The organism is Pseudonocardia yunnanensis, from assembly GCF_039534065.1.
Taxonomy (GTDB): domain Bacteria; phylum Actinomycetota; class Actinomycetes; order Mycobacteriales; family Pseudonocardiaceae; genus Pseudonocardia; species Pseudonocardia yunnanensis.
In genome coordinates this window covers 152,917-177,165 of sequence record NZ_BAAAUS010000017.1, presented here as the reverse complement: position 1 = coordinate 177,165, position 24,249 = coordinate 152,917, and the positions used below count along the sequence as shown (strand labels likewise).

28 protein-coding genes and 2 riboswitches are annotated in these 24,249 nt (G+C 69.2%); of the genes, 13 read left to right on the top strand and 15 right to left on the bottom strand.

The genetic code is table 11. From position 1 onward, the window contains the following. Positions 1-385: 385 nt before the first annotated feature. Positions 386-859 carry a hypothetical protein gene (locus tag ABD743_RS17635; protein ID WP_344723160.1) on the top strand — a complete coding sequence of 158 codons (474 nt, stop codon included), beginning with the start codon at positions 386-388 and terminating at the stop codon, positions 857-859. Between the two features lie 46 nt (positions 860-905). On the opposite strand, the gene ABD743_RS17630 is transcribed toward ABD743_RS17635, so the two are convergent. Further along, positions 906-1,475, bottom strand: a complete 570-nt coding sequence (locus ABD743_RS17630; RefSeq protein WP_344723159.1) for a TetR/AcrR family transcriptional regulator — start codon at positions 1,473-1,475, stop codon at positions 906-908. A gap of 77 nt (positions 1,476-1,552) precedes the next feature. On the opposite strand from ABD743_RS17630, the gene ABD743_RS17625 reads away from it, so the two are divergent. Together ABD743_RS17625 and ABD743_RS17620 are read left to right on the top strand one after the other, a co-directional pair. Beyond that, positions 1,553-2,506: a quinone oxidoreductase family protein gene (locus ABD743_RS17625; protein ID WP_344723158.1), complete on the top strand. Its 954-nt coding sequence runs from the start codon at positions 1,553-1,555 to the stop codon at positions 2,504-2,506. Positions 2,507-2,635: 129 nt separating this feature from the next. After that, positions 2,636-3,802, top strand: a complete 1,167-nt coding sequence (locus ABD743_RS17620; RefSeq protein WP_344723157.1) for a CopD family protein — start codon at positions 2,636-2,638, stop codon at positions 3,800-3,802. A 123-nt stretch (positions 3,803-3,925) separates the two neighbouring features. Here the strand turns inward: ABD743_RS17620 and ABD743_RS17615 are convergent, their stop codons facing one another. Further along, on the bottom strand, positions 3,926-4,579 hold the full coding sequence (locus tag ABD743_RS17615) for an SDR family NAD(P)-dependent oxidoreductase (protein WP_344723233.1): 654 nt from the start codon (positions 4,577-4,579) through the stop codon (positions 3,926-3,928). 119 nt (positions 4,580-4,698) lie between these two features. After that, positions 4,699-4,780, top strand: a riboswitch (ZMP/ZTP riboswitch). A gap of 11 nt (positions 4,781-4,791) precedes the next feature. Between ABD743_RS17615 and ABD743_RS17610 the strand changes: the two genes are divergently transcribed. Next, positions 4,792-5,700: a bifunctional 5,10-methylenetetrahydrofolate dehydrogenase/5,10-methenyltetrahydrofolate cyclohydrolase gene (locus ABD743_RS17610; protein ID WP_344723156.1), complete on the top strand. Its 909-nt coding sequence runs from the start codon at positions 4,792-4,794 to the stop codon at positions 5,698-5,700. On the opposite strand, the gene ABD743_RS17605 is transcribed toward ABD743_RS17610, so the two are convergent. The 3 genes from ABD743_RS17605 to ABD743_RS17595 are packed head-to-tail and all read right to left on the bottom strand — an operon-like array spanning position 5,677 to position 8,911. Continuing rightward, positions 5,677-6,711 (bottom strand): amidohydrolase family protein, encoded by a 1,035-nt coding sequence (locus tag ABD743_RS17605; protein WP_344723155.1) that lies wholly within the window; start codon positions 6,709-6,711, stop codon positions 5,677-5,679. The genes ABD743_RS17610 and ABD743_RS17605 overlap by 24 nt on opposite strands. 60 nt (positions 6,712-6,771) lie before the next feature. Beyond that, positions 6,772-7,320 carry a GNAT family N-acetyltransferase gene (locus ABD743_RS17600; protein ID WP_344723154.1) on the bottom strand — a complete coding sequence of 183 codons (549 nt, stop codon included), beginning with the start codon at positions 7,318-7,320 and terminating at the stop codon, positions 6,772-6,774. Between the two features lie 4 nt (positions 7,321-7,324). Next, on the bottom strand, positions 7,325-8,911 hold the full coding sequence (locus tag ABD743_RS17595) for an FAD-dependent oxidoreductase (protein WP_344723153.1): 1,587 nt from the start codon (positions 8,909-8,911) through the stop codon (positions 7,325-7,327). A gap of 299 nt (positions 8,912-9,210) precedes the next feature. Between ABD743_RS17595 and ABD743_RS17590 the strand changes: the two genes are divergently transcribed. Next, entirely contained in the window at positions 9,211-9,705 is a 495-nt protein-coding gene (locus ABD743_RS17590) for a DinB family protein (protein ID WP_344723152.1), read from the top strand. 165 nt (positions 9,706-9,870) lie between these two features. Here ABD743_RS17590 and ABD743_RS17585 read toward each other — a convergent pair whose 3' ends face one another. The 3 genes from ABD743_RS17585 to ABD743_RS17575 form a co-directional block, all read right to left on the bottom strand. Further along, entirely contained in the window at positions 9,871-10,272 is a 402-nt protein-coding gene (locus ABD743_RS17585) for a YidB family protein (RefSeq protein WP_344723151.1), read from the bottom strand. Positions 10,273-10,519: 247 nt separating this feature from the next. Further along, positions 10,520-11,326, bottom strand: a complete 807-nt coding sequence (locus ABD743_RS17580) for a CPBP family intramembrane glutamic endopeptidase (protein WP_344723150.1) — start codon at positions 11,324-11,326, stop codon at positions 10,520-10,522. Between the two features lie 140 nt (positions 11,327-11,466). Continuing rightward, positions 11,467-12,384, bottom strand: coding sequence for a TetR/AcrR family transcriptional regulator C-terminal domain-containing protein (locus ABD743_RS17575; protein ID WP_344723149.1), 918 nt, complete (start codon positions 12,382-12,384; stop codon positions 11,467-11,469). Between the two features lie 124 nt (positions 12,385-12,508). Between ABD743_RS17575 and ABD743_RS17570 the strand changes: the two genes are divergently transcribed. The 6 genes from ABD743_RS17570 (at position 12,509) to ABD743_RS17545 (ending at position 17,233) form a co-directional block, all read left to right on the top strand. Next, positions 12,509-13,069 (top strand): GNAT family N-acetyltransferase, encoded by a 561-nt coding sequence (locus ABD743_RS17570; protein WP_344723148.1) that lies wholly within the window; start codon positions 12,509-12,511, stop codon positions 13,067-13,069. Continuing rightward, complete coding sequence (locus ABD743_RS17565) at positions 13,066-14,229, top strand: C45 family autoproteolytic acyltransferase/hydrolase (protein ID WP_344723147.1); 1,164 nt, start codon at positions 13,066-13,068, stop codon at positions 14,227-14,229. The genes ABD743_RS17570 and ABD743_RS17565 overlap by 4 nt, the downstream gene beginning before the upstream one ends. 224 nt (positions 14,230-14,453) lie before the next feature. Then, the gene (locus ABD743_RS17560; protein ID WP_344723146.1) at positions 14,454-14,828 is read left to right on the top strand and encodes a VOC family protein; all 375 of its coding nucleotides are present in this window, start codon (positions 14,454-14,456) and stop codon (positions 14,826-14,828) included. A gap of 102 nt (positions 14,829-14,930) precedes the next feature. Further along, positions 14,931-15,539, top strand: a complete 609-nt coding sequence (locus tag ABD743_RS17555) for a GNAT family N-acetyltransferase (protein ID WP_344723145.1) — start codon at positions 14,931-14,933, stop codon at positions 15,537-15,539. Positions 15,540-15,578: 39 nt separating this feature from the next. Further along, complete coding sequence (locus ABD743_RS17550) at positions 15,579-16,574, top strand: methyltransferase (protein WP_344723144.1); 996 nt, start codon at positions 15,579-15,581, stop codon at positions 16,572-16,574. Between the two features lie 41 nt (positions 16,575-16,615). Continuing rightward, the gene (locus tag ABD743_RS17545) at positions 16,616-17,233 is read left to right on the top strand and encodes a class I SAM-dependent methyltransferase (protein ID WP_344723143.1); all 618 of its coding nucleotides are present in this window, start codon (positions 16,616-16,618) and stop codon (positions 17,231-17,233) included. Between the two features lie 12 nt (positions 17,234-17,245). Here ABD743_RS17545 and trpD read toward each other — a convergent pair whose 3' ends face one another. Together trpD and ABD743_RS17535 are read right to left on the bottom strand one after the other, a co-directional pair. Continuing rightward, positions 17,246-18,355 carry an anthranilate phosphoribosyltransferase gene (trpD, locus tag ABD743_RS17540; RefSeq protein WP_344723142.1) on the bottom strand — a complete coding sequence of 370 codons (1,110 nt, stop codon included), beginning with the start codon at positions 18,353-18,355 and terminating at the stop codon, positions 17,246-17,248. Between the two features lie 266 nt (positions 18,356-18,621). Next, a complete protein-coding gene (locus ABD743_RS17535; RefSeq protein ID WP_344723141.1) occupies positions 18,622-19,443 on the bottom strand; it encodes a methyltransferase in 822 nt (273 codons plus the stop codon). A gap of 39 nt (positions 19,444-19,482) precedes the next feature. On the opposite strand from ABD743_RS17535, the gene ABD743_RS17530 reads away from it, so the two are divergent. Next, positions 19,483-19,755: a hypothetical protein gene (locus ABD743_RS17530; RefSeq protein WP_344723139.1), complete on the top strand. Its 273-nt coding sequence runs from the start codon at positions 19,483-19,485 to the stop codon at positions 19,753-19,755. 143 nt (positions 19,756-19,898) lie between these two features. Here ABD743_RS17530 and crcB read toward each other — a convergent pair whose 3' ends face one another. The 4 genes from crcB to ABD743_RS17510 all read right to left on the bottom strand — a co-directional run bounded on the left by crcB (position 19,899) and on the right by ABD743_RS17510 (position 22,327). Then, positions 19,899-20,267 carry a fluoride efflux transporter CrcB gene (gene crcB, locus ABD743_RS17525; protein ID WP_344723138.1) on the bottom strand — a complete coding sequence of 123 codons (369 nt, stop codon included), beginning with the start codon at positions 20,265-20,267 and terminating at the stop codon, positions 19,899-19,901. Between the two features lie 5 nt (positions 20,268-20,272). Continuing rightward, on the bottom strand, positions 20,273-20,785 hold the full coding sequence (locus ABD743_RS17520) for a fluoride efflux transporter FluC (protein ID WP_344723137.1): 513 nt from the start codon (positions 20,783-20,785) through the stop codon (positions 20,273-20,275). Between the two features lie 6 nt (positions 20,786-20,791). Then, positions 20,792-21,100, bottom strand: coding sequence for a DUF3040 domain-containing protein (locus tag ABD743_RS17515; RefSeq protein ID WP_344723136.1), 309 nt, complete (start codon positions 21,098-21,100; stop codon positions 20,792-20,794). Between the two features lie 118 nt (positions 21,101-21,218). After that, a riboswitch (Fluoride riboswitch) is annotated at positions 21,219-21,281 on the bottom strand. Positions 21,282-21,364: 83 nt separating this feature from the next. Continuing rightward, positions 21,365-22,327, bottom strand: coding sequence for an SDR family NAD(P)-dependent oxidoreductase (locus ABD743_RS17510; protein ID WP_344723135.1), 963 nt, complete (start codon positions 22,325-22,327; stop codon positions 21,365-21,367). 145 nt (positions 22,328-22,472) lie between these two features. Here ABD743_RS17510 and ABD743_RS17505 point away from each other — a divergent pair, with 145 nt between their 5' ends. Continuing rightward, positions 22,473-23,093: a TetR/AcrR family transcriptional regulator gene (locus ABD743_RS17505; RefSeq protein ID WP_344723134.1), complete on the top strand. Its 621-nt coding sequence runs from the start codon at positions 22,473-22,475 to the stop codon at positions 23,091-23,093. 22 nt (positions 23,094-23,115) lie between these two features. Here ABD743_RS17505 and ABD743_RS17500 read toward each other — a convergent pair whose 3' ends face one another. Continuing rightward, positions 23,116-24,180 carry an NAD(P)/FAD-dependent oxidoreductase gene (locus ABD743_RS17500; RefSeq protein WP_344723133.1) on the bottom strand — a complete coding sequence of 355 codons (1,065 nt, stop codon included), beginning with the start codon at positions 24,178-24,180 and terminating at the stop codon, positions 23,116-23,118. Positions 24,181-24,249: the final 69 nt, after the last annotated feature.

Here is a 24,249-nt window from a genome sequence, read left to right as displayed (position 1 = left end):
CGGTGGGGACTGCCGATGCCAGGTGCTGGCGGGCAGCATGAACTGACCGGGCGGGCAGCATCTGACGGCGAATGACCGCGCACGGGACAACTTCCCCTCCCACGTAAGCCGCGGTACTCCCACTGCGGCCGTGTGCCATTGGATCGGCCGAGGAGCTCTAAGAGTTCGAGGCGCGCTGGTCACGGCCTTCTAATCCGCAAGACCGGTTGCCTGCCATTCCGGTCCTGGCCGGCGACGCACTTGGCACCGGCCCAGAGCTGCGGACGGCGAGGAGATCACCACCTCGAGCCCGCCGGGGCGGGGTGGACGCGAGCGCAAAGTTGACTCTCGACCTCCACAAGGCTTGATCCTTGAATGGATCGACACCCGTCAGATGGGGGCGCAGATGAACGACGATGTGATGGCTCGCCTGACCGCTGCTGTTGAGCGTGGGCGCGCGGGTGACAGGGCAGAGGCCCGGGCTGCACTTGAGGCGCTCTGGACCGAGATCGGGGAGGACGACGGCGATGCCTTCCACCGGTGCGTGATCGCGCACTTCACGGCGGATCTCCAGGAAGACGACCATAGCGAGCTGATGTGGGACGAACGAGCGTTGGCTGCCGTTGCCGCGGTCACCGACGAACGCGCGCAGAAGTTCGACGAGTCGCTGCAGGTCCGTAGCTTTATGCCGTCGCTCTACCTGAGTCTTGCCGACGACCACCGGCGCCTCGGCGACGCGGAGCAGGCCGCCGATTTCCTTGCTCGGGCCCGGTCTGTAAGTGACGCACTCGGTGATGATCAGTACGGGGCGATGGTCACGAACATCATGGAGAACATCGCGGCTGCGCTCGCCGCGGGGTCGACAGAACGCCTTTCCTAGTCATCGGCAGCGGATGTCGGTGAGTGCCTAGCCGGGTCCGTCGGATTCAGCGAAAGAGTTGTTCGAACGCCGCGTCCACACTGGGGCCGAGCAGGGCGGGATCGCCGGCTGCGATCAGTCGGCCCGCGGTGTAGCAGGCGAGCGCGATCTGCGGGGCGAGTGCCGACGTCGAGGCCGAGGCGCCCTGTTCGCGCAGGATCTCGGTGATCGCGGAGGTGAACAGTCGCTGTTTGCGCGCCGACCGGTCCTCGAGCTCGGGGTTTTCCGCGATGAGTTGCTCTCGCCGCAGGTAGTGTCCGGGATTCCGGGTCGCGGAAGCGCAGATCGCCGCCACGGTGTCGCGCAGCATTGCGATCGCTTCCGTCAGCGTCGGCGGGCCGGTGTGTTCGTGGGCGCGATGCCGTGTGGTGACGTCGTCGAGCCAGTCCTGCTCGCCGGCGAAGACGACTTCCTGCTTGTCGCCGAAGTACCGGAAGAACGTCGTGCGACCGACCTCGGCCCGCTCTGCGATGTCGGCGACGGTCACGTTCGCGTAGCCGCGTTCAGCGAACAGGTCGAAGGCCGCCTCGATGATCTCCTCGCGGGCTCGCTGTTGCTTGCGCTCTCGCAGTGACACCGCAGCAGTCTAGCCTTCGCGACCGACGTTCCATATGGTACTGAGTACCAGTAGGTATCAAGTATCGGAGCGTTGTCATGCGTGCTGTGCAGATCAGGGAGCTGGGCGGGCCGGAGGTCGTGATCGTGCGCGAACTCCCGGAGCCGGAGCCGGGGCCCGGGCAGGTGCTCATCGACGTGGCGCGGTGCGGGGTGAACTTCGCCGACACGCTGATGCGCGAGAACGGTTACCTTGCGGCCGCCACGTTGCCGCTGGTGCCGGGACTCGAGGTGGTCGGCTGTACCGCTGAGGGTCTGCGGCTCGCTGCGCTCATCGACAACGGTGGGTACGCCGAGAAGGCTGTCATCTCCGGCGATCACGCTTTCGCGGTGCCGGACGGGGTCGACGACACCGAGGCGGTCGCGCTCCTGGCGCAGGGGTTGACCGCATGGTGGTTGGTGAACCACACGGCGTGCGTGCGGCCCGGGGACAGCGTCGTCGTGCATGCGGCGGCGGGCGGAGTCGGCTCGCTGGCCGTCCAGCTGGCGAAGATGCGTGGCGCCGGGCGGGTCATTGCCACCGCCAGTACGCCGGCCAAACGCGCATTGGCGATGGAGCTCGGCGCGGACGTTGCCGTCGACACCGCCGAGGAGGATCTCACTACGGCGTTGTGTGCCGCGAACGGCGGCGCGCAGGTCGACGTGGTCCTGGAGATGACCGGCGGCCGGGTCACCGACCAGAGCCTCGCCGCGCTCGCGCCGTTCGGCCGGCTCGCGTTCTACGGCATGGCCAGCCGGGTCGAGCCGGCGATGATCTCGCCGCGTGCGCTGCAGGGCCGCTCGGCGTCCGTGAGCGGCTTCTGGCTGATGCACGCATTCGACCGGCCCGATGTGCTCGGCAAAGCCTACTCGGAGCTGGCCGCACAGGTCGCCGCCGGTGAGTTGCGGGTGGTGCATGGCGGTGATCACCCGATGTCGGAGGTCCAGCGCGTGCACGCCGAGCTACGGGGGCGCCGGACGACAGGCAAGCTCGTCATCGACCCCAGCCGGTAGCGCACGACCAGTTCTCGACGCGCAGCTGCCGTGCACGGGGCCCGTTTCGGAGCGAAAACGGCATAAGCGTTGATTGCGTGTGATCCAGTTAGCAGGCCACATTAGGCAAGGTAAGGCTAACTTCACCGCATGGTTGTCGTTTCAACGTTCGCGGTCGCAGCGCCTGCGCCCGCCGCCCCGCCGGTCTGGCGGGTGCTGCCGGAGTTCCTCTACTTCGCCGCACTGAGTGGGGCCACCGGCGGCGCCGGGACGTACGCACTCACCGTCGGTCCTGCGCTGCGGCACGGTCCGGCTGCCGCGCCGACGATCACCCGGAAGGCGGCGGCCGGGCTCGGTGCGCTGGGCTTGGTGCTCGTCGTGGCGCTGTGGCTGCAGCTCGCGGCGACCGTCGCAGGCAGCGCGAAGGGGATGCCGTTCGGGCCGGCGCTCTCGCCCGCGGCGATCGCGACGTACGTCGGCAAGCCCGCCGCCGACGGCGAGTGGCTGGCATCGGGTGTGCTGACGGCCGTGCAGTTCGCGATCTACCTGGCGGCGGCGCTCGTGCTCGCCGCGCTGCTCGTTCCGGCCACCCGGGCGCGGGTGCGGGGACTCGCCGGCAGCGCCGCCGTCCTCGCCGTCGTCGGCACGGCGGTCGGCGCGGTCCCGACGAGCGGAAGCGGCGTCGCGAAGGTGCTCGGTGGCGTCTTCACCCAGCTGCACGTGCTGGGCGGGACGACCTGGCTCGGCGGGCTCGGGATGCTGGCCGGGCTTGCCGTGGCCGCCCGGCACGCCCCCGGCGCCGGGGACGTCTGGGCCGTGGTCTGGGCATGGTTCAGCACGCTGGCGATGGCCGCCGTCGGGCTGGTGCTCGTATCCGGGCTCTGGTTGCTGTGGATGCACGTCGGCACCCCGGCCGAGCTGCTCACCACCACCTACGGCCGGTTCCTGCTGATCAAGCTGGTGCTGGTGCTCGCGATGCTGATCGCAGGCGCGCTCAACCAGCTCTCGCTGCTGCCCCGCATCGCGCGGGTGCGCCGGATCGATCCCGACGGCACATCGCTGCTCCGCCTCACACTGCGGCACTTCCCACGGGTCGTCGCCCTGGAGGTGCTGCTCGGGCTCGCGGTCCTCGTCATCGTGCCGTTCCTCAGCGGCTCGGCCCGTAAGCAGGCCGGCGAGACGGGCAGCCCCGAGGTGGACGTCAGCGTGCTGCTGATCGGGGTGCTCTTCGCCGCGATGCTCGTCGTGTCGTTCGTCGCGGCAGCTCGGCTGGGCGACCGGCTCGGGCGGCGGGTTCCGGCGGAGTCCGCGATCTGACGGTGCAGTTCGGCTAGGAGTCGGCTGGTGCGTTCCCTGCTGGTGTTGTGGATCTGCTCGGCTTGGCGGGACGGTGTCGGCTGACAAGGGCGTCGATCGCCCGTGGTGTTCATCTTCGAGACGTCAGGAATGACGCTCCCCGGAGCTCCTGCCCTTGTTGAGGTGGGACTGCGCGTTGCGCACGGTGGGCAGCTCCCCGCCGACCGTGTGGTAGCGCCGACCGGCCACCAGCAGCTCCTCGGCCGGGAACTTGGTGATCACCTCACACCCGTCGGCGGTGACCACCAGTTCCTCCTCGATCCGGGCCGCACCCAGCCCGTCAGCGGAGGGCCAGTAGGTCTCCAACGCGAAGACCATGCCCTCTTCGAGCACCTCCGGGTGTTGGGCCGGCTTGTCCATCGCGAGCAGCCGTGGCACGAAGGCCCTCAGACCGTTGACGACACCGGCCACGTTCACCGCGAACACGCGGTCCCATTCCTCGGCGGGCACCTCCCATGGCGCACCGAGCGACGGGCCGACGATGCCTGCGTTGAGGCAGATCAGCCGGGCCTGCGGCGCGCGGTCCGCGAGGGCCTGCATTGCCACAGGATCGGCGACATCGCTGGTAACGGCGGTCGCACCGAGCCGCGTCGCGGCCGCAGCGACTCCGGCCGCGTCGACATCGACCAGGACAAGCTCGGCCCCCTTGGCATGCAACGCCTCCGCCAAAGCCAGCCCGATGCCGCCAGCGGCTCCAGTGACTACCGCTTCGAGAGGACCATCTCCCAACCTCTTCATCCCGCGGGTGCTCTCAAGATCGCCAGCAGAAGTCATCGGCGAGACACTAGAGACCTCGGCTCGAGGCCTGCACGCCGAACCGTGGGATTCGACGGCGGACGGGCGTTGCGGGCATGCTGGTCGCAGCGCGCGACTGGCGGGACGAGGATGGAGCACCATCGGGAAGCCTGATCGCGGGAGCCGACCGCCTGGGCTCTCGCCGAGGCGGTTCCATGTCGATCGCACAGACCTCCACCGCTCGCCTGCTCCCAGGAGCACCTGTCGCGGAGGCAGTCCTGAACGACGTCCGGTCCCGGGCGCAGGCGCTCCGCGACCGTGGGGTGACGCCCTCGCTCGCGACCATCCTCGTCGGTGACGACGATGCGAGCGCCGGCTACATCAGGATCAAGCAGCGCCAGGCGGCCGAGCTGGGGTTCGAGTCCCCGCATGCCCATCTTCCAGCCGATGCGACTCAGCAGCAGCTTCACGACGTGATCCGCGCCTTCAACGGCGATCCTGCGGTGCACGGGCTGCTCATCCAGTACCCGATCCCGGGGCACCTCGACTACGGCGAGGCGCTGATGCTGGTCGACCCGGACAAGGACGTCGACGGCATGCACCCCATGAACCTCGGTCGTCTGGCCGCAGGCGTTCCCGCGCCCGTTCCGTGCACCCCGGCAGGGATCGAAGCCCTGCTCGACCACTACGAGATCCCCGTCCAGGGTCGTCACGTCGTCGTCCTCGGCCGTGGTGCCACCCTGGGACGACCGTTGTCGATCCTGCTCTCGCAGAAGCGCAGCACCGCTGACGCCGCGGTCACCGTCGTGCACACCGGAGTTCCGAACTGGGCCGATTACACGCGAAACGCCGACGTCCTCATCGCCGCAGCCGGGGTGCCCGGCATCGTCCGCCCCGAGCACGTCCGCCCGGGCAGCGTGGTGATCGGCGGCGGGGTGCGCTACCAGGGGCGGCGCCTGCTGCCCGACGTCGAGGAGTCCTGCGACCAGGTCGCAGGCGCCATCACCCCACGAGTCGGCGGAGTGGGGCCCACAACCGTGGCGATGCTGTTCAGGAACGCTGTTGCCGCCGCGGAGCGGGCAGCGGCACCGCTGGGGAGATCAGGAACGCACCGAGCGCGATGAGCCGGGGAGCCCGCCGGTGACGGTGCGACCTGTGACAACTGTGGCCAGTACGCGGGTGTCAGGCAGGTCGTCGAGGGCGCAGGTGACCGGATCACGGTCCAGGAGGACCAGGTCGGCGTGGCTCCCCGGTCGCAGGTCGCCGACCCCGCGCCAGCCGAGCACCTCAGCTGCCCGGCGGCCCCACATCGCGTAGGTCTCCCGCCTGCTCACCACCTGCGCGGGGCCGTCGTTGTGTGACGGCCCCGCGCCGATCCGGTGCGTGGTCGCGAGCGCGATGCATTCGAATGGGTTCTTAGGGCCCCAATAGCTGCTCCCCGCTACGGTGAGGCCGGAGTCGATCATTCGACGGAACGCGTTTAGATGGCCCATGACCTGCTCGCCCATGCGTTGCTGGATTCGCGCTCCCTTGCCGTTGGTGAATCCGATGCTGACCGTTATCTGCAGGCCGTGCTCGGCATAGCGCGTCGCCTGGCGTTCGTCGAGGAAATAGGCATGCTGGAGAATCCAGCGCTCGCTCCGTCGATGCTGCCTTCGGCCCCGGTGGTAGTCGGTCTGGTCCGACAGCCGCCACCCCGTGATCGGGTGGTGAAGCGAGAAGACGAGCGCGCCGCCCGGGACGAGACACCGATCCAGCTCCGACAGAAGCGGGCGCCAGTCGGCGATGTAGTGCAGGACGAGCGAGGCGATCACGAGATCGACCGATGCGGTCGGAACCATATCGAGCGGTTCTTCCAGGTCGGCTACCACAGCTCGGCCGCGTTGCCCGATCCGCCGCTGTGCCGACTCCACCAGCCGTGGCTCACGGTCCACGGCCGTCACATCGGCTCCACGGTCGATGAGCATCTCGGTCAGTACGCCCGCCGCACAGCCCAGTTCCAGAACCCGCAGGCCCGCCAGCTCTCCGGCCAGCCGCAGGATCGCCGGGCGCTCGTAGTAGGCGTTCGGGCCGCTGTGGGTGGAGTGCTCGGCGTAGATCTCCGCGTGGTCGCTGAAGAGCGAGTTGCTCGACACCGCACGCACGCTACGACACCGCGGGGGCTGCGCATCTGGCGCTGGAACCGCCCGTCGTGCTCATCGCGAGTCGTCGGCGAGCAGGCCCATGACGAGCTCGTCGTGCCACTCGCCTTCCCAATACAGGGCGTCGCGTAGTCGGCCCTCCAGCACGAACCCGCACTTCTCGTACACCCGCCGCGCGCGGGGGTTGAAGTCGTACACACTCAGGCTCAGCCTGTGCAGGCCCGTGCCCAGGGCGTAGTCCACAACGAGGCGCGTGATCTCGGTGCCGTAGCCCTGGTTCAGGTGTGGGCCGCCGAGGAGGATCCGGTAGTTGGCCGAGGCGTTGTGGGCGTCCAACTGGTTGATCACGGCCTCGCCGAGGAACACGCCGTCGGTGATGCGGATGGCAGCCCAGTCGGCCCGGTCGTGGTGATCTCGTCGGGTGGCGAGCCACTGCGCGATGCGGTCCGGGTCGTGACGCTCGTGGCTGCCGGTGAGCCGCTGCACCTCGCGGTCGTCCACTGTGGCGAGATAGTCGATCAGGACGGCGGGTGTCAGCGGCTCGAGTCGGACGCGCTCGCCGGTGAGTGTCGGCTGGTTGTGGAAGACGTCCGCGTCGATCATCGGATCAGGATGGCCGATCGATGAGCGGCACCGTCGTTCTCAGGGGTGCGCCGAACCAGCTGGAGAGTGCTTCTCGCAGCGCGGACGCAGCGGTGTCGGCGGATTCGTCGACGGTTGCGGCCCAGGCGATGTGGCCGTCGGGGCGGATCAGTAGGGCGTCGGCTGGGCGGTGATCGGTTTCGGCGGTGTGGATGTCGATGCGATGTTGCCAATCTCGGGCGGTCTCGCGGAGGTCCAGGCGGTCGGCGAGGTCGAGGAGGATGGGCCGTGCGGTGTGCAGGAGTGCGGCGGCGCTGGTTGTGCCCTGGTCGGTGTGCAGGGTGAAGTCGGGTGCGAAGGTGCCGATCAAGGCGTGTCGGTCGGCACCGGGCATCGGGTAGCGGATGTCGGCGCCGGCGACAAGGGATCCCAGGCGGCGCAACGGCTGCTCGTCGACGAGCAGTTCCCGGAAGACCTCCCGGAGTGCTTCGGCGGCTGGGTCCTGCCCGCGCCTCAGCGCCACCTGAGCTTGAGTGTGCAGCAGCGTACGTGCGCCGGCGAGGTGGCGTTCGTCGTGATACGTGTCCAGCAGGCCGGCCGGCGCCCAGCCGTGGATGGCGGCGGCCACCTTCCAGGCAAGGTTGACCGCGTCGAGCATGCCGGCGTTGAGCGCCACGCCCGTGGCGGGGAACAGATGGGCCGCATCGCCGGCCAGCAGGATCCGCCCGTCTCGGTATCGCTCGGCGTGGCGAGCCGTGAAGGTGAAGCGCGAGAGCCGACGCGGTTCTCCCAACGGCAGATCCGCGCCGAGCACGCGGCGAATGCTGCCCTGGAGCTCGGTCAGGGTCATCGGCTCGTCGTCGTCGTACTCGATGGACTCGTCTTCGGTGGTGAAGAGCATCAGAACCTCGGGAGTGAGCGACCCGAACGCGAACACTCCGCGGTCTGTCCGTGTGAAACCGGCACGGATCCTGCCCATGCCGGGGACGTCGAGGTCGCCGTTGTCGAGCCTGGTCACCGAATCGGGCATCGTGACCTGGGCGAGCCGGTTGACCTCTGGATATGTGGTGCCCGGGAACGGGATGCCGACCATGTCGCGGATCCGGCTGCGCCCACCGTCGCAGCCCACCAGGTATCGAGCGCTCACCTGGTACGACCCGTCCGGGCCGTGTACGTCCGCGGTCACCGTGGCGTCGTCCTGGGTCAGCCCGACCACCTCGTGTCCGCGGCGTATGTCGGCGCCGAGTTCGTGGGCGCGTTCGTCGAGCACGCGCTCGAGTCGCGGTTGTGGGATCTGCAGCGCGTGAAGCGGAGGATCCGCCAGGTGTGTCAAGTCCAGATCCACACCGCCGAAAGGGAATCCGGGGGCCGGGTCGGGATCGGTGCTGGCAGCTCTGAATCGTTCTAAGAGACCTCGACAGCGCAGTAGTTCCAGGATCTGCCCACTGAGACCGTTGGCCTTCGAGGCTTCTCCGGGCTGCGGGCGCCGCTCCAGCACCAGTGGCCGCACTCCGGCCAAGCGCAGTTCACCGGCCAGCATCAGGCCGGTGGGGCCGGCGCCCACGATGATCACGTCGGCGTCCACGCGCGACCCGGTCGTCGACAACGACACTCGCACTTCACTACTCCCATTTCCGCAGGTCCTGGCTTCGGCGGAGGATCTTGCTGCACGACCCGGGTCTTGCCACAAGCCCCCCGGTGCGCTATAGGTTGAATACGGGAGGGGAGTAGGCGCTCTGTTCTCGTGCCGTCCGCTGTGGACGGACCACCTCTTCGGGAAGCTTCGGCGCGTGCCCTCTGGGGGGCGAAATCCCAGCTCTCGGAACGATCATGGACAGGCCGCCGGACCCAGGGACCGAGCACGATGATCACCGCTCTTCAGGGCCCGAAGGGCCCGTTACGGTGGCGACCGTGGCAGAGACGCAGCGTCAACCCGTCCCGCGTAACGACGCGGGTGAGCTCGATACGGCAGTCGCCTTCCTGACGTTCGTACGCCAGTGCGTCATGAAGAAGACCGATGATTTGAGTGATGAGCAGCTTCGCCGTGTGCTGGTGCCCTCAGGCACCTCGCTCCTCGGACTTGTCCACCATCTGACGGTCGCGGAAAGATATTGGTTCGGCCACTATCTCATCGGGTCGTTCAACGACGAGGAGTGGGACTTCGGCATGACGATCCCGGCCGGACGAACCACCAGTCAGATCATGGACGACTATGTCGCGGCAATCGCTGAGAGCGATAAGGCCATCGAGGCTGTGGGTGATCCGAGCGCGCTCGCTGTCGGGTCTTTCGACGGCGAGAGTCGCACGCTGAGGTGGGTGCTCGCTCACATGACCGGAGAGACGGCGCGCCATGCGGGGCACGCAGACATTCTCAGAGAGCAGATCGACGGAACTACCGGTCGCTAGACGCTGGCTTCTACGTCTCGTCGTGTTCGACGAAATGCCGAGGGCTTCGCCATCGGCGACCGCCAGGGAAGCGACGCCCTCGACAGCAGAGGCGACCGGCTGAGCCGGGACGGGCCGGCGAACGGCGGCCTCCGCCGTCGGAGTCGAGCCGACGTTCAGGCGAACCTACTTCGTGCCGCTCAGGAGCTTGGCGAGCATTTCTTGCAGGCTGCCCGTGTCCGGCAGCTCGCCCTGCGGTGTGACCTTGTCGACGACCTTCGGGAGGGCTTCGGCCATCCCCTCCTTGGCCTCGTCGTGGAATACGCCGGCCTTCTGCGCCAGCTCGTCGACCTTGTCGCTACCGAGGGCCTGCTCCACCTCGTCGCCGCTGATCGCTTCGTTCTTGCCGGTGCCCACCCACGAGTCGGCCTTTTCCCCGAGGCCTGCGTTCATGAATTGATCGAGCAGGCCCGCGAGGCCGCCCTGTTTCGCGGCACCTTCCTGGAACATCTGCAGCGCAGACTTGATGAGGGCGCCGCCCTTGCCGCCGAGCAAGCCGCTCAGCATGCCACTCAGTCCTTCGGTCATGATTCCTCCTTAGGTCGAGGGGCGCCCATCATCGGCGTCTGAGCGCCAATTGACCGTAGCTACCCAAGCGTAAGGTCACCAGGACAAACTGCTGAGATGTGCTCGGCTATTCGGGTTGGTGACACTCGGCTTACGGCTGAGTGAGGTGACGGTGGTCGCGTGTTGTAGCTCGATCCGAAAGACCGAGCCCGCATTCCTCGTTGCAAAGGAAGATCCGTTTTGTGGGCACAGTCCGTCAGCTGCCGCACTAGGCAGCACGCTCGACCTCGACATCCGCGGGCAACCGGGTTCGGCTCTGGCTTCGCGTCATGCCCGAGAGGACGATCGCGATCGTCGACGTCACGCAGAACGCGATCAGCGTGGCCTGCACGGAAAGGCTGGGCAGCAGCGATACGGCGGCATTGCCGGCGAAATGCAGTGCCACCGCGGCGGCGACACCACCAGCCAGCCGCTCGGAGACGAACCACGCCGTGTAGCTCAGCGGCACGAGCGTGAGGAAGAACAACAGCGCCTGCCAACTGAACAGCCCGAGCCGGGCCTGCGAGGTGCCACCCAGCAGAAACAGCGGGACGTGCCACAGCGCCCACGCGCTACCCAGCAACCCCGCGGTGGCGATCGGAGAGAGCGTCCGGCGCAGGCGCGGCTGGGCGTAGCCGCGCCAACCGAACTCCTCCGCCAGCGGCCCGGCGACCAGGAACAACGCCACGAAACCGAGTGGTCCGCCCATCGACTCCACGAGCCGCTGGGCCGCGGCGGGATCGTGGGAGCCCTCGATGAGCGCCGCGACGACGAACGGCGCGGCGCCGAGCACCAGCGCCGGCAGCAGCCACCGGTGCACCGTCCGCAACGGGTTGGTGCGGGGTGCGCCGCGGCGCCGGAGCGCCCACAGGATGCCTGCCACGAGCGACGGGCCGAACGTCCCGACGACGAAAAGCACGCGGGTCGAACCCTGCGTCGTGTCACCCCCGAGCAGCAGCGCGACGGCCCATGGGATCCAGGAGACGGCGAAGGTGCCCCCGAAGAACAGCAGCAGATCTGATCGGCGGTTTCTCACGGACCGCGACGCTAGGGACGGCGGTGGGCGCGGGCGCTGGAGCGGACCCCCGATCATGGAGTGGGGCGCGCCCCACCCACGAACGAGCCTGCGTCAGCGCCTCCGGAGGGTGGACGTCTCTCGCGCTCGATCGGGTTCGCCTACGGCACCGCGGCGAGCCGCGCCGCCAGCCCGTCAAGATGCCGGGCGAGACCGTGCTCGAACAGCCCGTCGAGGTCGTCGACGACCCCGGGAGCCATGGTGGCGAGGTGCGGGAACCGCCCGGAGCCGAGTTGCTCCTGCACCTCGTGGTCGATGGCGAGCCACCATTGCAGGTTGGTCATCCCGCTCTCGCGTTCGGCCTCCGCCTCGGCGCTCATCGTGAGCGCGGTGCCCCGAACGAACGCGGGCAGCGTGATGGCCTCCCGGGCCATTTCCTCGGGTGAGAGCCCGAGCCCGTCGAGGGCACCCAGGACCCACTCCGAGTGCGCCATCGCCTCCGGGAGGAGCAGCGGGCGGGTCATCGACATCACACCGGCCAGCCAGTGGTGGGTCCGGTAGAGATCCCATTGCAGCCGGCACACCAACTCGAGCGCGGCTCGCCAGTGCCCCGGCCCGGACGCGGGCAGCGGGCGGGCGGCCATCAGCTCCCGCACCATCCCGTGCACCAGTTCGTCCTTGCTCGCGAAATACCGGTAGAGCGTCATCGGCCCGACTCCCAGCTCCGCGGAGAGGTGGCGCATGGACAGCGCCTCGATGCCCTCGGCGTCGGCTATCGCGATCGCCGCGGCGACGATCCGGTTCCGGGTGAGGGCCGGCGGGCGTCCGCCGGGGCGGTGCGGTGTCCGGGTCTGCTCGCTTGCCCGCACCACCGTGCCCATGCCCGGCCGGGCCTCCACGAGCCCCTCTTGCTGCAGCACGCCGAGCGCCTTGGCGGCGGTCACCATCGCCACACCCCACTCCTGCACGATCGCCCGTGTGGAGGGCACCCGATCGCCCGGCCGCAGCTCCCCGGCGCGGATGCGCTCCCGGATCGCGGTGGCGATGCGCTGGTAGGGCGGTTCGGCAGCGGGAGGCACGACCTCAGCGTACTAGTACGCATCCGGCGGTAGGACCGATGTGCCCGATGGGCGAAGGTGGGGAATTCCCCCGTAACGCACGAATTTTCTTGCCTGCTCGGCTCATGATCCCTAGCTTGGGGGCATGACAGTCGTACATCGTTCCGAAACTGATCGGGCGGTCGAGATCCTCACGGAGGCCTTCGCGGACGACCCGGTGGGGCGCTGGCTCGTGCCTGGTGACGGAGCAGGGATCTTCTATCCGCTGGCAGCGGAGTCGGCGGCCGCGGGTGAGCTGGCGTTCGCCGGGAACGACGCCGTGGCGGTCTGGCTCCCGGTATCGGCCGAAGAGCACGTGGTCGAGGAGTTCGACCAGCCCGAGGCCGTCCCGGAAAGGGTGCGGATCTTCGTCGAGCTGATCGCGGCCCGCCATCCGTCCGACCGGGCGCACCTCTACCTGCCGTTCCTCGGCGTGCGTCCAGAGCGGCAAGGCCGCGGCCTCGGCGGGCGGCTGCTGGCCGACCGGCTTGCCCGTGCCGACGCCGACGGCCTGCCCGCGTACCTGGAGGCCAGCTCGCCGCGCAACGCGCCGCTCTACGAACGTCACGGGTTCCGCCCCACCGGCGACCCGATCCACCTCCCCGACGGCCCATCGGTCCTGCCGATGTGGCGTGAACCCAACCCCTCACGAGGAGAACTCCGATGACGACAACCACCGGTTCCGTCCGCAGCGAGATCGTGGCCGGGAGCACCGCCGACTTCATGCTCGTGCGCCACGTCATCGCCAGTGGTTCGCAGGCCGAGATCGGGCGGGTGCTGGCCGAGGAAGCCCGCTCGACCTACGGCTGGACGCCTGTGCCCACAAGCGACCGGGTGCTGGCCAGGGCGCGCAGGCGGTGGTTCGAGCGGAACTGGCCGCAGCAACACGCACGGCTGCAGGGCGTGGCGGAGGCGGTGGGTGTCGACTACGAGGCCGACGCGTTCCACCTCGACGGGCTCACCGGCGTGCCGGACGGCTCGGCCTGCTCGGCGGCCTACTGTCCGCCCGGCTCCACCGCCGAGGGCCACGCGCTGCTCGGGCGCAACTACGACTTCTTCACCACCAGCCAGGCTGCGCTCTTCGCGATGCTTGCCGGCCGGCAGGTGGAGGACTCGGGGCCGCCGATGGCCGCCCGGCCGTACGTGCTCGCGAGTGTGCCGGACGACGGTCCGGCCACCACCCTGATCACGATGAACGAGCTGGACGGGTGCATGGAGGGCGTCAACGAGCACGGCCTGGCCGTCGCCCTGCTCATCGCCGACAGCGAGAACGTGAGCGCGCCGATCGACGCCTGGCCGCAGGTCGGTTTGGCCAGCGCTCAGCTACCGCGGTTCCTGCTCGACACGTGTGCCTCCGTCGAGGACGCCAAGGCCGCGCTGCTCGACGCCAAGCAGTACGACCTCGGCACCCCGCTGCACTACCTGGTCGGTGACGCGAGCGGCGCGGCGTTCGTCTGGGAGCGCGGACCGGGCGGCGACGAGCACATCACCGAGTCGGACGGGGCGCTCTGCGTGACGAACCATCTGCTGCACCGCAACCCGGACGTGGCCGCGCTGCCGGAGGACAACGCGGAGTCGATGCTCTCCTACCAGCGCTACCGCGCCCTGCACGGGAGCACCGGCGGCGCGATGTCGGCCGCGCGGCTGCGGGAGTCGCTCGACGAGATCCGCTTCGACGCGGCCACCGCCGAGTCGTACCCGGTGCGCACGCTCTGGCGCACCGTGTTCGATCTGCAGGAACGCTCGATGTCCACGCACTTCTTCCTGGGCGAGGACGAGACGGGCCTGCGCTACAGCGAGGAAATGGTGTTCACGGCCGTCCACTGAGGCCGGACGGGCAGCGTAAGCGCTTCGACAAGGTCCACGAGACCGAGTAGCTTGCGCGAGGTGATCACCGGGACGGCCTCGAGCCACGCACGGATCGGCGACCCGGTGGAGGGCTGATCGCACCGCGGGTGCCGACAGGGCGCCCGTCAGGTTCGACGCGGGGACCCCCGGGCGTGCGCGAACACCGCACACCCACCCCCACGTACGAACGCGAGGACAGCCGAATGAGCGTCACCTTCAACCACACCATCATTGCCGCCAAGGACCGGAACGAGTCCGCTCGGTTCTTCCGCGAGCTGTTGGAACTCTCGGAAGCCCCGTCCTGGGGGCCGTTCACCAACGTCCAGCTCGACGGCGGGGTGCTGCTGCAGTTCGCGGAGCCGCCCGTCGAGATTCAGATGCAGCATTACGCGTTCCTGCTCGACGACGACCTCTTCGACCGGGCGTACCGGCGGCTGCATGAGGGCGGAGTCGAGCATTGGGCCGATCCGCAGATGACCCGCCCTGGCGAGACCAACACGGAGCACGGCGGCAGGGGCGTGTATTTCAAGGATCCCGCTGGTCACGCCATCGAGCTGATCACCCGGCCGTACCTCTAGCCGCCATCCCAGATACGGCCCCTGAACTGTGGAAACGCAGGACAGGGGTCGTATCGCCGTTGGCCGGCTCGCAGCGGCTGTCGACGGGGTTCGCGTTGCTCGATGATGACCGTCATGCCGCGTCTCGTCGGTCCCGCCATCCCACCCGGTCGCCTCGCGCGACTGGCTCAACCGGTTCTCGACCTCACGGACATGGCCTTGCGGCCCTGGCAATCGTCAGACGTGTCTGCTGTGGCGGCTGCCTACTCGGACCCTGACATCCGGTACTGGCACGCCCGGTCGATGACGGAGGCCGAGGCTCGAGTATGGATCGACTCGTGGCCTGTCCGCTGGGCGCAGGAGAGTGGGGCGGGGTGGGCGATTGCCGACGAGGCAGGGTTGCTCGGTCAAATCAGCCTGCGGAGGTTGTATCTGTCGGACGGAATTGCGGAAGTTTCTTATTGGGTGGTGCCAGCAGCGCGTGGCCGCCGAGTCGCCACGAGAGCCTTGTCGGCGCTCACTTCCTGGGCTTTTCACCGCCTCGGTCTACATCGGTTGGAAGTCAATCACTCCACGATGAATTCGGCCTCGTGCCGCGTGGCAGAAAGCGCCGGCTACGCGATGGAGGGAACGAAACGAGGTGAGGCACTGCACCCCGACGGATGGCACGACATGCACCTGCACGCCCGCCTGAGCAGCGATCCGCCTCACGAGGGCAGGTCGTCCAACTGAGTGGACGGCGCGGCTCGATCTCGGGGAGCGTCCAACCTCATGGACGACGTGAAGATCCGGAAGTTGCGCGGGATGGCGGGGTTGGCGACGCCGATGGCGTTGCGGGTCGCCGTCACATTGCGCCTGGCTGACCGCCTGAGCAGCGACGGTGCCACCGCCGCGGACCTCGCTGCGCAGACCGGGACCAACCGGACAGCCATGGCCCGGCTGCTGGACCACCTCGTGACGGTGGGCGTCCTCGATCTCACGGACGATCGCTACCGGACCACGGCACTCGGCGACGAACTGCGGGAAGACGCCGACAACGGGCTGCTCGACGAACTCGACATCACCTCCGCCATCGGACGCGCAGAACTGGCGTTCGTTGAACTCCGGCACACCGTCGAGACCGGGCGGGCCGGCTACCCGCAGCGCTACGGCAAGGACTTCTGGGCCGACGCCGCGACGACCCCCGCCCTGCAGCGGTCCTTCGACGCCAAGATGACCCGCCGATTCCGGGAGCATGCCCCGGCGATCGCCCGCCGATTCGACTGGAGCCGCTTCGGCACCATCGTCGACGTCGGCGGCGGACAGGGCACCGTGCTCAGCGCCATCCTCCGTGCACACCCGGCCGTTCACGGCCGGCTGGTCGACCTCGCTCCCACCGCAGCGCAGGCCACGCGGGAGTTCAGCGCCGCTGGGCTCGATGGTCGTGCTCAGGCGATCGCCGGCAACTTCTTCGAGCCCCTTCCCGAGGGCGCCGACGCCTACATTCTCTCGGACATCCTCCACGACTGGGACGACGAGCACGCTCACCAGATCTTGGCTCGTTGCACCCACGCCGCAGGATCCGACGGGGTCATCCTGGTCATCGAGCCCGTCCGCGGGCACGGCGCTGATACAGCCATCGATCTGTCGATGCTCGTCTTCTTCGGCGGCCGTGAACGGAGCATCGACGAACTCTGCGAGCTGGCCGCCGGTCATGACCTGGGGCTCGTGTCGACGTCGCCGGTCGCAGACGGACGCACCCTGCTCGAGTTCGCTGCCACGACATGACGGACAGCCAGGAGTCGAAGCCGCCGGCTGGAGCCGCTGACGTGTCGAGCGAACCGAAGGAGATCGTCCGTCGGGGATACGACGCCGTCTCCGAGCGCTACCGGGCGGATGACGACGAGCCGGCCGCGTACACGGCCTGGCTCGCCGACCTCCGTGCCTGGTTGCCGCCCGTCGCGTCCGTCCTCGATCTCGGGTGCGGCTGCGGCGTGCCCATCTCGCGGACGCTCGCCGAACTCGGGCACGACGTCGTCGGGGTCGACATCAGCGCGGTCCAGGTCGGACGCGCCCGACGGCTCGTCCCCGCCGCACGGTTCATCCGGGCCGATGCAGCGAGCCTCTCCTTCATCCCGGGCTCCTTCGAGGCGATCGTCTGTCTGTACATGCTGATCCACCTGCCACACGGTGAGCAGGAAGCGCTGATCAGGAATCTCGGCTCATGGCTGAGGCCCGGCGGTGTCCTTCTCGCGACCGTCGGCGCCACAGCCTGGACCGGCGAGGAGGAGGACTGGCTCGGGGGAGGCGAGCGCATGTGGTGGAGCCATCCAGGGGTGGAGACCTACCACCACTGGCTGACCTCGGCGGGACTGATCATCGAGCGTGACGAGTTCGTTCCCGAAGGGAGCGGCGGCCACCAGCTGCTGATCGCTCGCAGAGAGTGACGCGGCCCCGCGTCAGGTGCTCGGGCTCTCATCGACGGTGCCGGCCTGGACCCAGTTCTGGAGGGTGCGGGTCGCAGCGCCGGAGTCGATTGATCGAGCTGCGAGGCCGAGAGCTTCCGGGAGGGCGTCAAGGATCGCGGCGGGCGACAGAGGACGGTTCGCCACGTCGTGGGCGACGATCGCGGCGGCGGCGTTGATCAGCACCGCATTCCGGACCGGTCCGCGCTTCCCGTTGAGGACGTCGCGGACGACCGAGGCGTTGTGGACCCGGTCGCCTCCACGAAGCGCGCCGACGGGAGCGGGGGGAATGCCCAGCGCTCTCGGGTCGATGTGTAGCTGCTCCACTCGCGAGCCGCCGGCGATCCACATCGTCGACGTGGTTGTCGTCGTGAGCTCGTCGAGGCCGTCGTCGCCACGCACGACCAGCGCGGTGACGCCGCGGTCGGCGAACACCTGCGCCAGCAGCGGGGCTTTCGCGAGATCGGCGCAGCCGACCAGAGACGCGGGTGGGCGAGCTGGGTTGATCAACGGCCCGAGGAGGTTGAACACCGTGGGGACACCGATCTGACGGCGCGGCACGGCCGTGTGGCGAAGCCCGGGCTGAAAGACCGGGGCGAAGCAGAAGCCGATCCCGCAGGCCGCGACCGTCCTGGCCACTCCGTCCGCCCGCAGATCGATCCGAACCCCCAGCTCGTCGAGGACGTCGGCGGCACCGCATGCGGACGAGGAACCGCGTGCCCCGTGCTTGATCACGCGTCGTCCGGTGCCGGCGACCACCAGCGCCGCCATCGTCGAGATGTTCACGGTGTCGGCTCCGTCGCCACCGGTGCCCACGATGTCCACCGCCGCTCCCGGAAGCGGTACCGGGGAAGCGTTGCGCATCAGCGAGGCCACCAGCCCGGCGATCTCGTCGGCCGTCTCTCCCTTGGCCCGCAGCAGCACCGCGAAGGCGGCGATCTGGGCCGGTGTAGCCGTGTCGGAGACGATCTCGTCCATCACCTGTTCCGTGAGCGGCGCCGGTAGATCCTCGCCGCGGAGCAGGGCAGCGAGCACCGTCGGCCACAAGCCCGTGACCCGGGCGGGACGAGGAATCTGCGGTGCGGGCGGTGCGGTGCGGGACATCGGGGTGGTCCTTCCGGATCTTCTGGATACCGGCCGCCTCGCGTGGAGCGCCGGGACCCGCGATCAGGAAGGCGGGATGTCGTTCTGCTCGGCCGCTCGTGCGGGCGGCCGAGAACGGTGCAGGCTCACGGTCGCCAGGAAGGCGACCACCACCAGAGCTGCACGGACGACATCACCCGCACATCAGAGCACCCTCACCGCCGGCACGGCAACGGCTTAGATCGTGAGGCCCGGGTTCACCGCGGGCTCGGTCACGGCCGATCCAACTACGTCCGGCCTCCCGCGGGACAGCCGAACGTCCACAGGCTGATCGTCTCGCGAGACCTGATCGCCGCGAGCGGATCACGTCGGCGAATGGTGCTCCGAGTGGCGCTCGCCGCGGCACACCGGCCGCGGATGACCAACCCGGCCGCGGTGGCGGTGCTGCGGAGCAGGTCCGGATCTCGCAGCCCGAGCAGCTCCGGAAGGTCGGAAAGCAGGAGCCAGCCTTCTCCGTGCGGCGTGAGGTGGTCAGGCAACTGCCGAAGGAACCCGGTCAGCATCGCATTTCCCCGGTCGAACACCCCGGCATCGAGGGCCGAGGTCGCAGTGCCCGGCATCCAGGGTGGGTTGCACACGACCAGGTCAGCGCGACCGGCCGGAAACAGGTCGTGGCGGATGACCGTTGCCCGCTCGGCGTATCCCAGCCGATCGAGATTGTCACGGGCGCACGTCACCGCGCGGTCCTCGATATCCGTCGCGACCACCCGGGGGATTCCCCGACTCAGCAGAATCGCGGCGAGCACGCCGGTGCCGGTTCCGACGTCGAACGCCGTCCGCGCTGGTGGGAGTGGGATGCGAGCGACAAGATCCAGATAGTCCGTGCGCGTCGGAGCGAAGACCCCGTAATGCGGATGAATGCGGGCGTCGAGAGCAGGGATCACGATGCCTGTGCGGCGCCATTCGTGCGCCCCGAGGACGCCTGCCAGTCCCTGCAGCGACACCACCGCCTCCGACGCCAGGTCGCCGTAGACCTGCTGACATGCCCGGTCGATCGACGGGGCCCGCCGCAGATCGAGCACAAAGCCGGGGTTCAGCTGAACGAGCACCGCTCCCAGCAGCCGGGACCGCTTCGCCCGGTCCTGGCGTTGACGGTGGAACTCTTCGGCCGGGGCCAGCTCGCGTCTTTGCGGGAAGCGATCGATACGGCGTCGCATCGCGGCGAGCAACTGACGGGCGTTGTGGTAATCGCCTCGCCACAGAAGGCCAATTCCGTCCGCCGCCATCCGACAGGCCTTGTCGGCGCTGAGATCGTCGCCGACGACGATCACGCGGCGTGGCGGCCGATGGCCGTCGGCAGTGAGCCAGCGGGCACGCACATTCGTGCCGTGCTCTCGCCAGCTCAGGATCTGATCGCGTGACGACGTATCGAGCATGGGAGGACTCCCGGGAGTCCAAGCGGACCAGCATCGTATCGGGCGGTTCCTGAATTGACGGCGCATCGCCGATCAGAAGACCCGGAAGGGGAATCCCCGTCAACGGAGATTGCGAACGCCGATCTCCCTCACGACACCAGTGCGCGCGCGGCCCACCAGGCCAGCGTCGCCATGCCCAGCCCGGCGACGACGCTGCCTGCCACGTAGGCGACGGCGACCGCCCGGGCGCGGCTCTCCAGCAGGGCGAACGCTTCGTAGCTGAAGGTGCTGTAGGTGGTCAGCGCACCGCAGAAGCCGACCGCGGCTGCTGTCTCGACCGCTGGTGGGAGCGCGCTGCTGGCTCCGACCAGTCCGCCCAGTACGAATGAGCCGATCATGTTGACGGCGAAGGTGCCCCATGGGAACCGTGTCCGGTGCCGGGCCTGCACCGTGCGGTCGATGATGTAGCGCATGGGCGCGCCGACCGCCGCGCCGAGTGCCACCCACAGCACCTCCATCGCTGTCACCTCCCGCTTGTGGGGCGTCGAACGCCGGTGAGGCGGGCGGCCAGGCGGGTGGTGCCTGCGCCGAGTGCGCAGGCGAGCACGGCGAGGATCGGGGTGAGGACGAGGTAGGCCGCGGCCAGGCCGGGTCGGGCGCCGTCGGCCAGTGAGATGGCGTCGACGGTGTAGGTGGAGAAGGTGGTGTAGCCGCCCAGGATCCCGACGCCGAGGAACGGGCGAGCGAGGCGATGCGGCTCGACGAACTCGGTGATGACGACCATGAGCACGCCGATCAGCAGGCAGCCGGAGAGGTTGATCAGCAGGGTCGCCCACGGCCATCCGCTGGGTGCGTGCGGCCACGCCAGCCCGATTCCGTAGCGCGCCTCGGCACCGATCACCCCGCCGACGGCGATCGCACCCAACACGTCCAGCGGATGCCCGGCCAGCTCGCGTCGCTGCGCCGGGACGCCCATATCGACGTCCGGGTCGATGCCGCTCGCAGGCTCAGGGTCGTGGGGAACGTCGGCGCTCATCGCACCTCAATCCCGTAGCCGGCGAGCCATGTACTGGTCGTGGGAGGTGACCCGGAACGCCGCCGCCAGAACGAGGATCAGCGGCGGGAACACGGCGAGCAGCAACGTCGCACCCCTCAGCAGGCTGGTGTCGTCGAGCGCGAGGCCGGAGGCCATGATTGTGATCGACACCGCGAAGTAGGTCCAGGCGATCCGGTCGAGCACCGTGGCGGGCGCAGCAGGTGCCCCGCGGTGCAGTCGCCGGGCCAGCGATGGGTCCTCCTGGGCGAGTTTCCGCGCGATCGCGCGCAGCGCGCGCCGTTCCCGCCGGTTCATCGACGTCGCCGATCATGAGGACTCCACCCGCGCGGATGGAGTTGACGACAGCCGCAACTCATAGCGGCAGTAGAAACGGATAGGGCTGACATCACCACCTCCTACCCACAGAACAGCCCTGTCGGTAGGAGCCATCAGCCCAGCCGGGCGGTTGTAGGCGAGCCCCATCACCTGTGTGCGATCCCAGACTACCCGTTGGCTCGACAGCGCGTAGAGAGCGGCGAGGAGCGGGCCGTCCGTCCCTGTCCGGAATGCGTTCGCCGTTCAGCCGGCAAGCATCTCCCGCGAGACGTCCCAGAGGCGGCCGGCGACGTCGAGGTCGAGTGCGTAGGACGAGACACCGACGGTGTCAGGGTTCTCGGCGGCTCGCGACGGGTCGTAGGGAAGGGCCTCGTTGCAGTCCTCGAAGTACCGTCCCCCGACGCCCTCCACGAGAGGGGAGGCGGCCAGGAGCACGGAGGTGGCCGCGCCCTGTTCGACCGTCCGCCACGGGTAGGTGTCGAGGGTCTCCCGGACCTCGGGGGTTACGTCGGGGCCGTCCACGTGGCGCTGGAGGTTGGTGTGGATGCCTCCGGGGTGCAGCGCGTTCGCGGTGATCCCGTCGCCTGCCCATCGCATCGTCGCCTCGACGGCGAAGAGCACGTCGGCGACCTTCGACTGGCTGTACGCCCCCCAGGGGTCGTAGGCGCGGCGTTCGAAGTTGATGTCGTCGAAGTCGATCGAGCCGTGGACGTGCCCGTTCGAGCTGACCGAGACGACGCGGGCCGCACCCGCGGCGGCAAGAGCGAAGTGCAGCCCGAGGGTCAGGCCGAAGTGCCCGAGGTAGTTCGTGGCGAACTGGTACTCCCATCCCTCGGGCGTCCGCCGCAGCTCCGGCACGGCCATCAGTCCGGCGTTGTTCACCAGGATGTGCAGCGGGCCCTGCCATTCAGCTGCGAACGCGGCCACCGAGGAGGGGCGGGCGAGGTCGAGAGGGGCCACTGCGACGCCGGCGTTGCCGGTACCGGCGACGATCTCGGCGGCTACGCTTTCGCCTGCTTCGATGTTGCGTACGGCGAGAGTCACCTCGGCCCCGGCCGCGGCCAGCACACGGGCGGTCTCTCTGCCGACCCCGGACGCGCCGCCCGTGACCACGGCCCGCTTGCCGGTGAGGTCGACCCCGCGGAGGACGTCCTGTGCGGTGGTTTCGCGGCCGAACGGGGTGGTGATCCGGGTCGTAACAGTCATGATTGTCCTGTTCTGAAGCGCGGCGACGGCCGGCGCGCTAACCTGAAAGTGGAGGACGCTCCGGTCTTCGACTTAACCGGATCATCCTCCGATTGGCAACGAGTGTGTGCGGCCTCACCCCGGCAGGCTGCAGGAGGAGGAGCACGTGGACGACACCGCCGGACGGCCCCTTCGCGCGGACGCCCGACGCAATCGCGACCTGCTGCTCGCGTCCGCGGTGCGCGCGTTCTCCGAGAAGGGCCTCGACGCGTCGCTGGACGCGATCGCCAAGGACGCCGGAGTGGGGATCGGCACGCTCTACCGCCATTTCCCCACGCGGGAAGCGCTCATCGAAGCCGCCTACCGCAACGAGCTGGCTGCCGTCTGCGACGCGGCGTCCGACCTGCTGGAATCGCTCCCGCCGGTGGAGGCCACTCGCGCCTGGATGGACCGCTTCATCGACTACATGACGGCGAAGATCGGCATGGCCGATGCGCTCCGCGCGGTGATCGCCTCGGGCGCCAACCCCTATGCCCATAGCCGCGAGCGTCTGAACGCGGTGATCGAGCAGTTGCTGTCCGCCGCAGCCGCCACCGGTGAGATCCGATCCTACGTGAAGCCGGACGACGTGCTGATCAGCGTCGGGGGCGTTGCCCTCGCCGCCGGTGATCCCGCTCGGCGTGAGCAGGCCGGGCGTCTGCTCGACCTGCTCATGGACGGTTTGCGCTACGGAGCGCCGGCGGCCCGAGCCGTACAGCCGGACCAGACCGCCGGCGCCGCGCGCTGAACATCCCTCGGGGTCCTCGCCATCAGAGTCCGTGGCGGCGAGCCCCGAGAACGCGTTCACTCACCGCGGCCTCCATGAGCGCGGAGAACGGCGCCGCCGTCGTTGCTCGCACACCGCGGTCGTCGACCCCCTCGTGAGCGTGGCCCGACATGGCGAGGCGGACGTCGTCGGCGACGAGGTCGGCGTTGATCGCAACGGCTGCGATGTAGCCGGCCGCGGCGGCGTTGATCACTCCCGCCTGCAGGTCGGTGACGTTGCCGGCCACCCACACCCCGTCCTTTGTCGTGGCACCGGTGCGGTCGGCCGGCACCACGGTGCCCAGGACGTGGTCGCCCAGCTTCTGCTCCACGGTCTGCAGACCGAGGGCGGTGAGCAGTTCGGCGCGGGCGACGAAGCGTGGGGCGACGACGACGGCCTGACAGGGAACGACCCGGCCGGTGTGCAGGCGCAGGCCAGTGATCCGGTCGTCGGCGACCTCCACCGCGGTGACCTCGCCGTCCACCACGCCTATGCCGCGGGCGGCGAGCCTGGTCCACTGCTCGCTGTCGAGATCGGGCGCGGTGTGCAGGAATAGCGTCACGTCCGGGCTCCACTGCCGGAGCAGCTCAGCCTGGTGTGGCCCTGCCAGACCTGTCGCCAGCACGCCGATCGCCTGGTCGCGAACCTCCCAGCCGTGGCAGTAGGGGCAGTGCAGTACGTCGCGCCCCCAGCGCTGCGCGAGCCCCGGAACGTCGGGCAGTTCGTCGACGAGGCCGGTGGTCACCAGCAGCCGTCGTGATGTCACCTGCGTGCCGTTGTCGAGAGTGAGCTCGAAGCCCGCGCCATCGGACGGCCGGTGGGCGGCGATCACGCGACCCTGGAGGACCGTCCCGCCGTACCCGGCCACCTCCGCCCGCCCGGCGGCGGTCAGGTCGGCGGGCGGTGTGCCCTCGCGGCCGAGATAGTTGTGCACGCCCTCGGCCGGGGCGTTGCGTGGCGTGCCCTCGTCGACCACCAGTACCGAGCGCCGGGCCCGTGCCAGGGTCAGCGCGCCGTTGAGTCCCGCGGCGCCGCCCCCGACCACCACGACGTCATAGTTCGTGTCCACCTGCGATCCCTTTCCTACGTCCGGGCGGCCGACAGTGACCACCTCGCCGGAACTCTGTGGCGGGGATGC

Bases quoted from the DNA above. Each gene is read 5' to 3' on its own strand.
- ABD743_RS17585 (WP_344723151.1), bottom strand. From the start codon at position 10,272: ATGACCGAAGGACTGAGTGGCATGCTGAGCGGCTTGCTCGGCGGCAAG.
- trpD (WP_344723142.1), bottom strand. From the start codon at position 18,355: ATGTCCCGCACCGCACCGCCCGCACCGCAGATTCCTCGTCCCGCCCGG.
- ABD743_RS17600 (WP_344723154.1), bottom strand. From the start codon at position 7,320: ATGATCGACGCGGACGTCTTCCACAACCAGCCGACACTCACCGGCGAG.
- ABD743_RS17615 (WP_344723233.1), bottom strand. From the start codon at position 4,579: ATGAAGAGGTTGGGAGATGGTCCTCTCGAAGCGGTAGTCACTGGAGCC.
- ABD743_RS17560 (WP_344723146.1), top strand. From the start codon at position 14,454: ATGAGCGTCACCTTCAACCACACCATCATTGCCGCCAAGGACCGGAAC.
- crcB (WP_344723138.1), bottom strand. From the start codon at position 20,267: ATGGAGGTGCTGTGGGTGGCACTCGGCGCGGCGGTCGGCGCGCCCATG.
- ABD743_RS17610 (WP_344723156.1), top strand. From the start codon at position 4,792: ATGTCGATCGCACAGACCTCCACCGCTCGCCTGCTCCCAGGAGCACCT.
- ABD743_RS17565 (WP_344723147.1), top strand. From the start codon at position 13,066: ATGACGACAACCACCGGTTCCGTCCGCAGCGAGATCGTGGCCGGGAGC.
- ABD743_RS17570 (WP_344723148.1), top strand. From the start codon at position 12,509: ATGACAGTCGTACATCGTTCCGAAACTGATCGGGCGGTCGAGATCCTC.
- ABD743_RS17620 (WP_344723157.1), top strand. From the start codon at position 2,636: ATGGTTGTCGTTTCAACGTTCGCGGTCGCAGCGCCTGCGCCCGCCGCC.
- ABD743_RS17635 (WP_344723160.1), top strand. From the start codon at position 386: ATGAACGACGATGTGATGGCTCGCCTGACCGCTGCTGTTGAGCGTGGG.
- ABD743_RS17625 (WP_344723158.1), top strand. From the start codon at position 1,553: ATGCGTGCTGTGCAGATCAGGGAGCTGGGCGGGCCGGAGGTCGTGATC.
- ABD743_RS17510 (WP_344723135.1), bottom strand. From the start codon at position 22,327: ATGACTGTTACGACCCGGATCACCACCCCGTTCGGCCGCGAAACCACC.
- ABD743_RS17520 (WP_344723137.1), bottom strand. From the start codon at position 20,785: ATGAGCGCCGACGTTCCCCACGACCCTGAGCCTGCGAGCGGCATCGAC.
- ABD743_RS17555 (WP_344723145.1), top strand. From the start codon at position 14,931: ATGATGACCGTCATGCCGCGTCTCGTCGGTCCCGCCATCCCACCCGGT.
- ABD743_RS17515 (WP_344723136.1), bottom strand. From the start codon at position 21,100: ATGAACCGGCGGGAACGGCGCGCGCTGCGCGCGATCGCGCGGAAACTC.
- ABD743_RS17550 (WP_344723144.1), top strand. From the start codon at position 15,579: ATGGACGACGTGAAGATCCGGAAGTTGCGCGGGATGGCGGGGTTGGCG.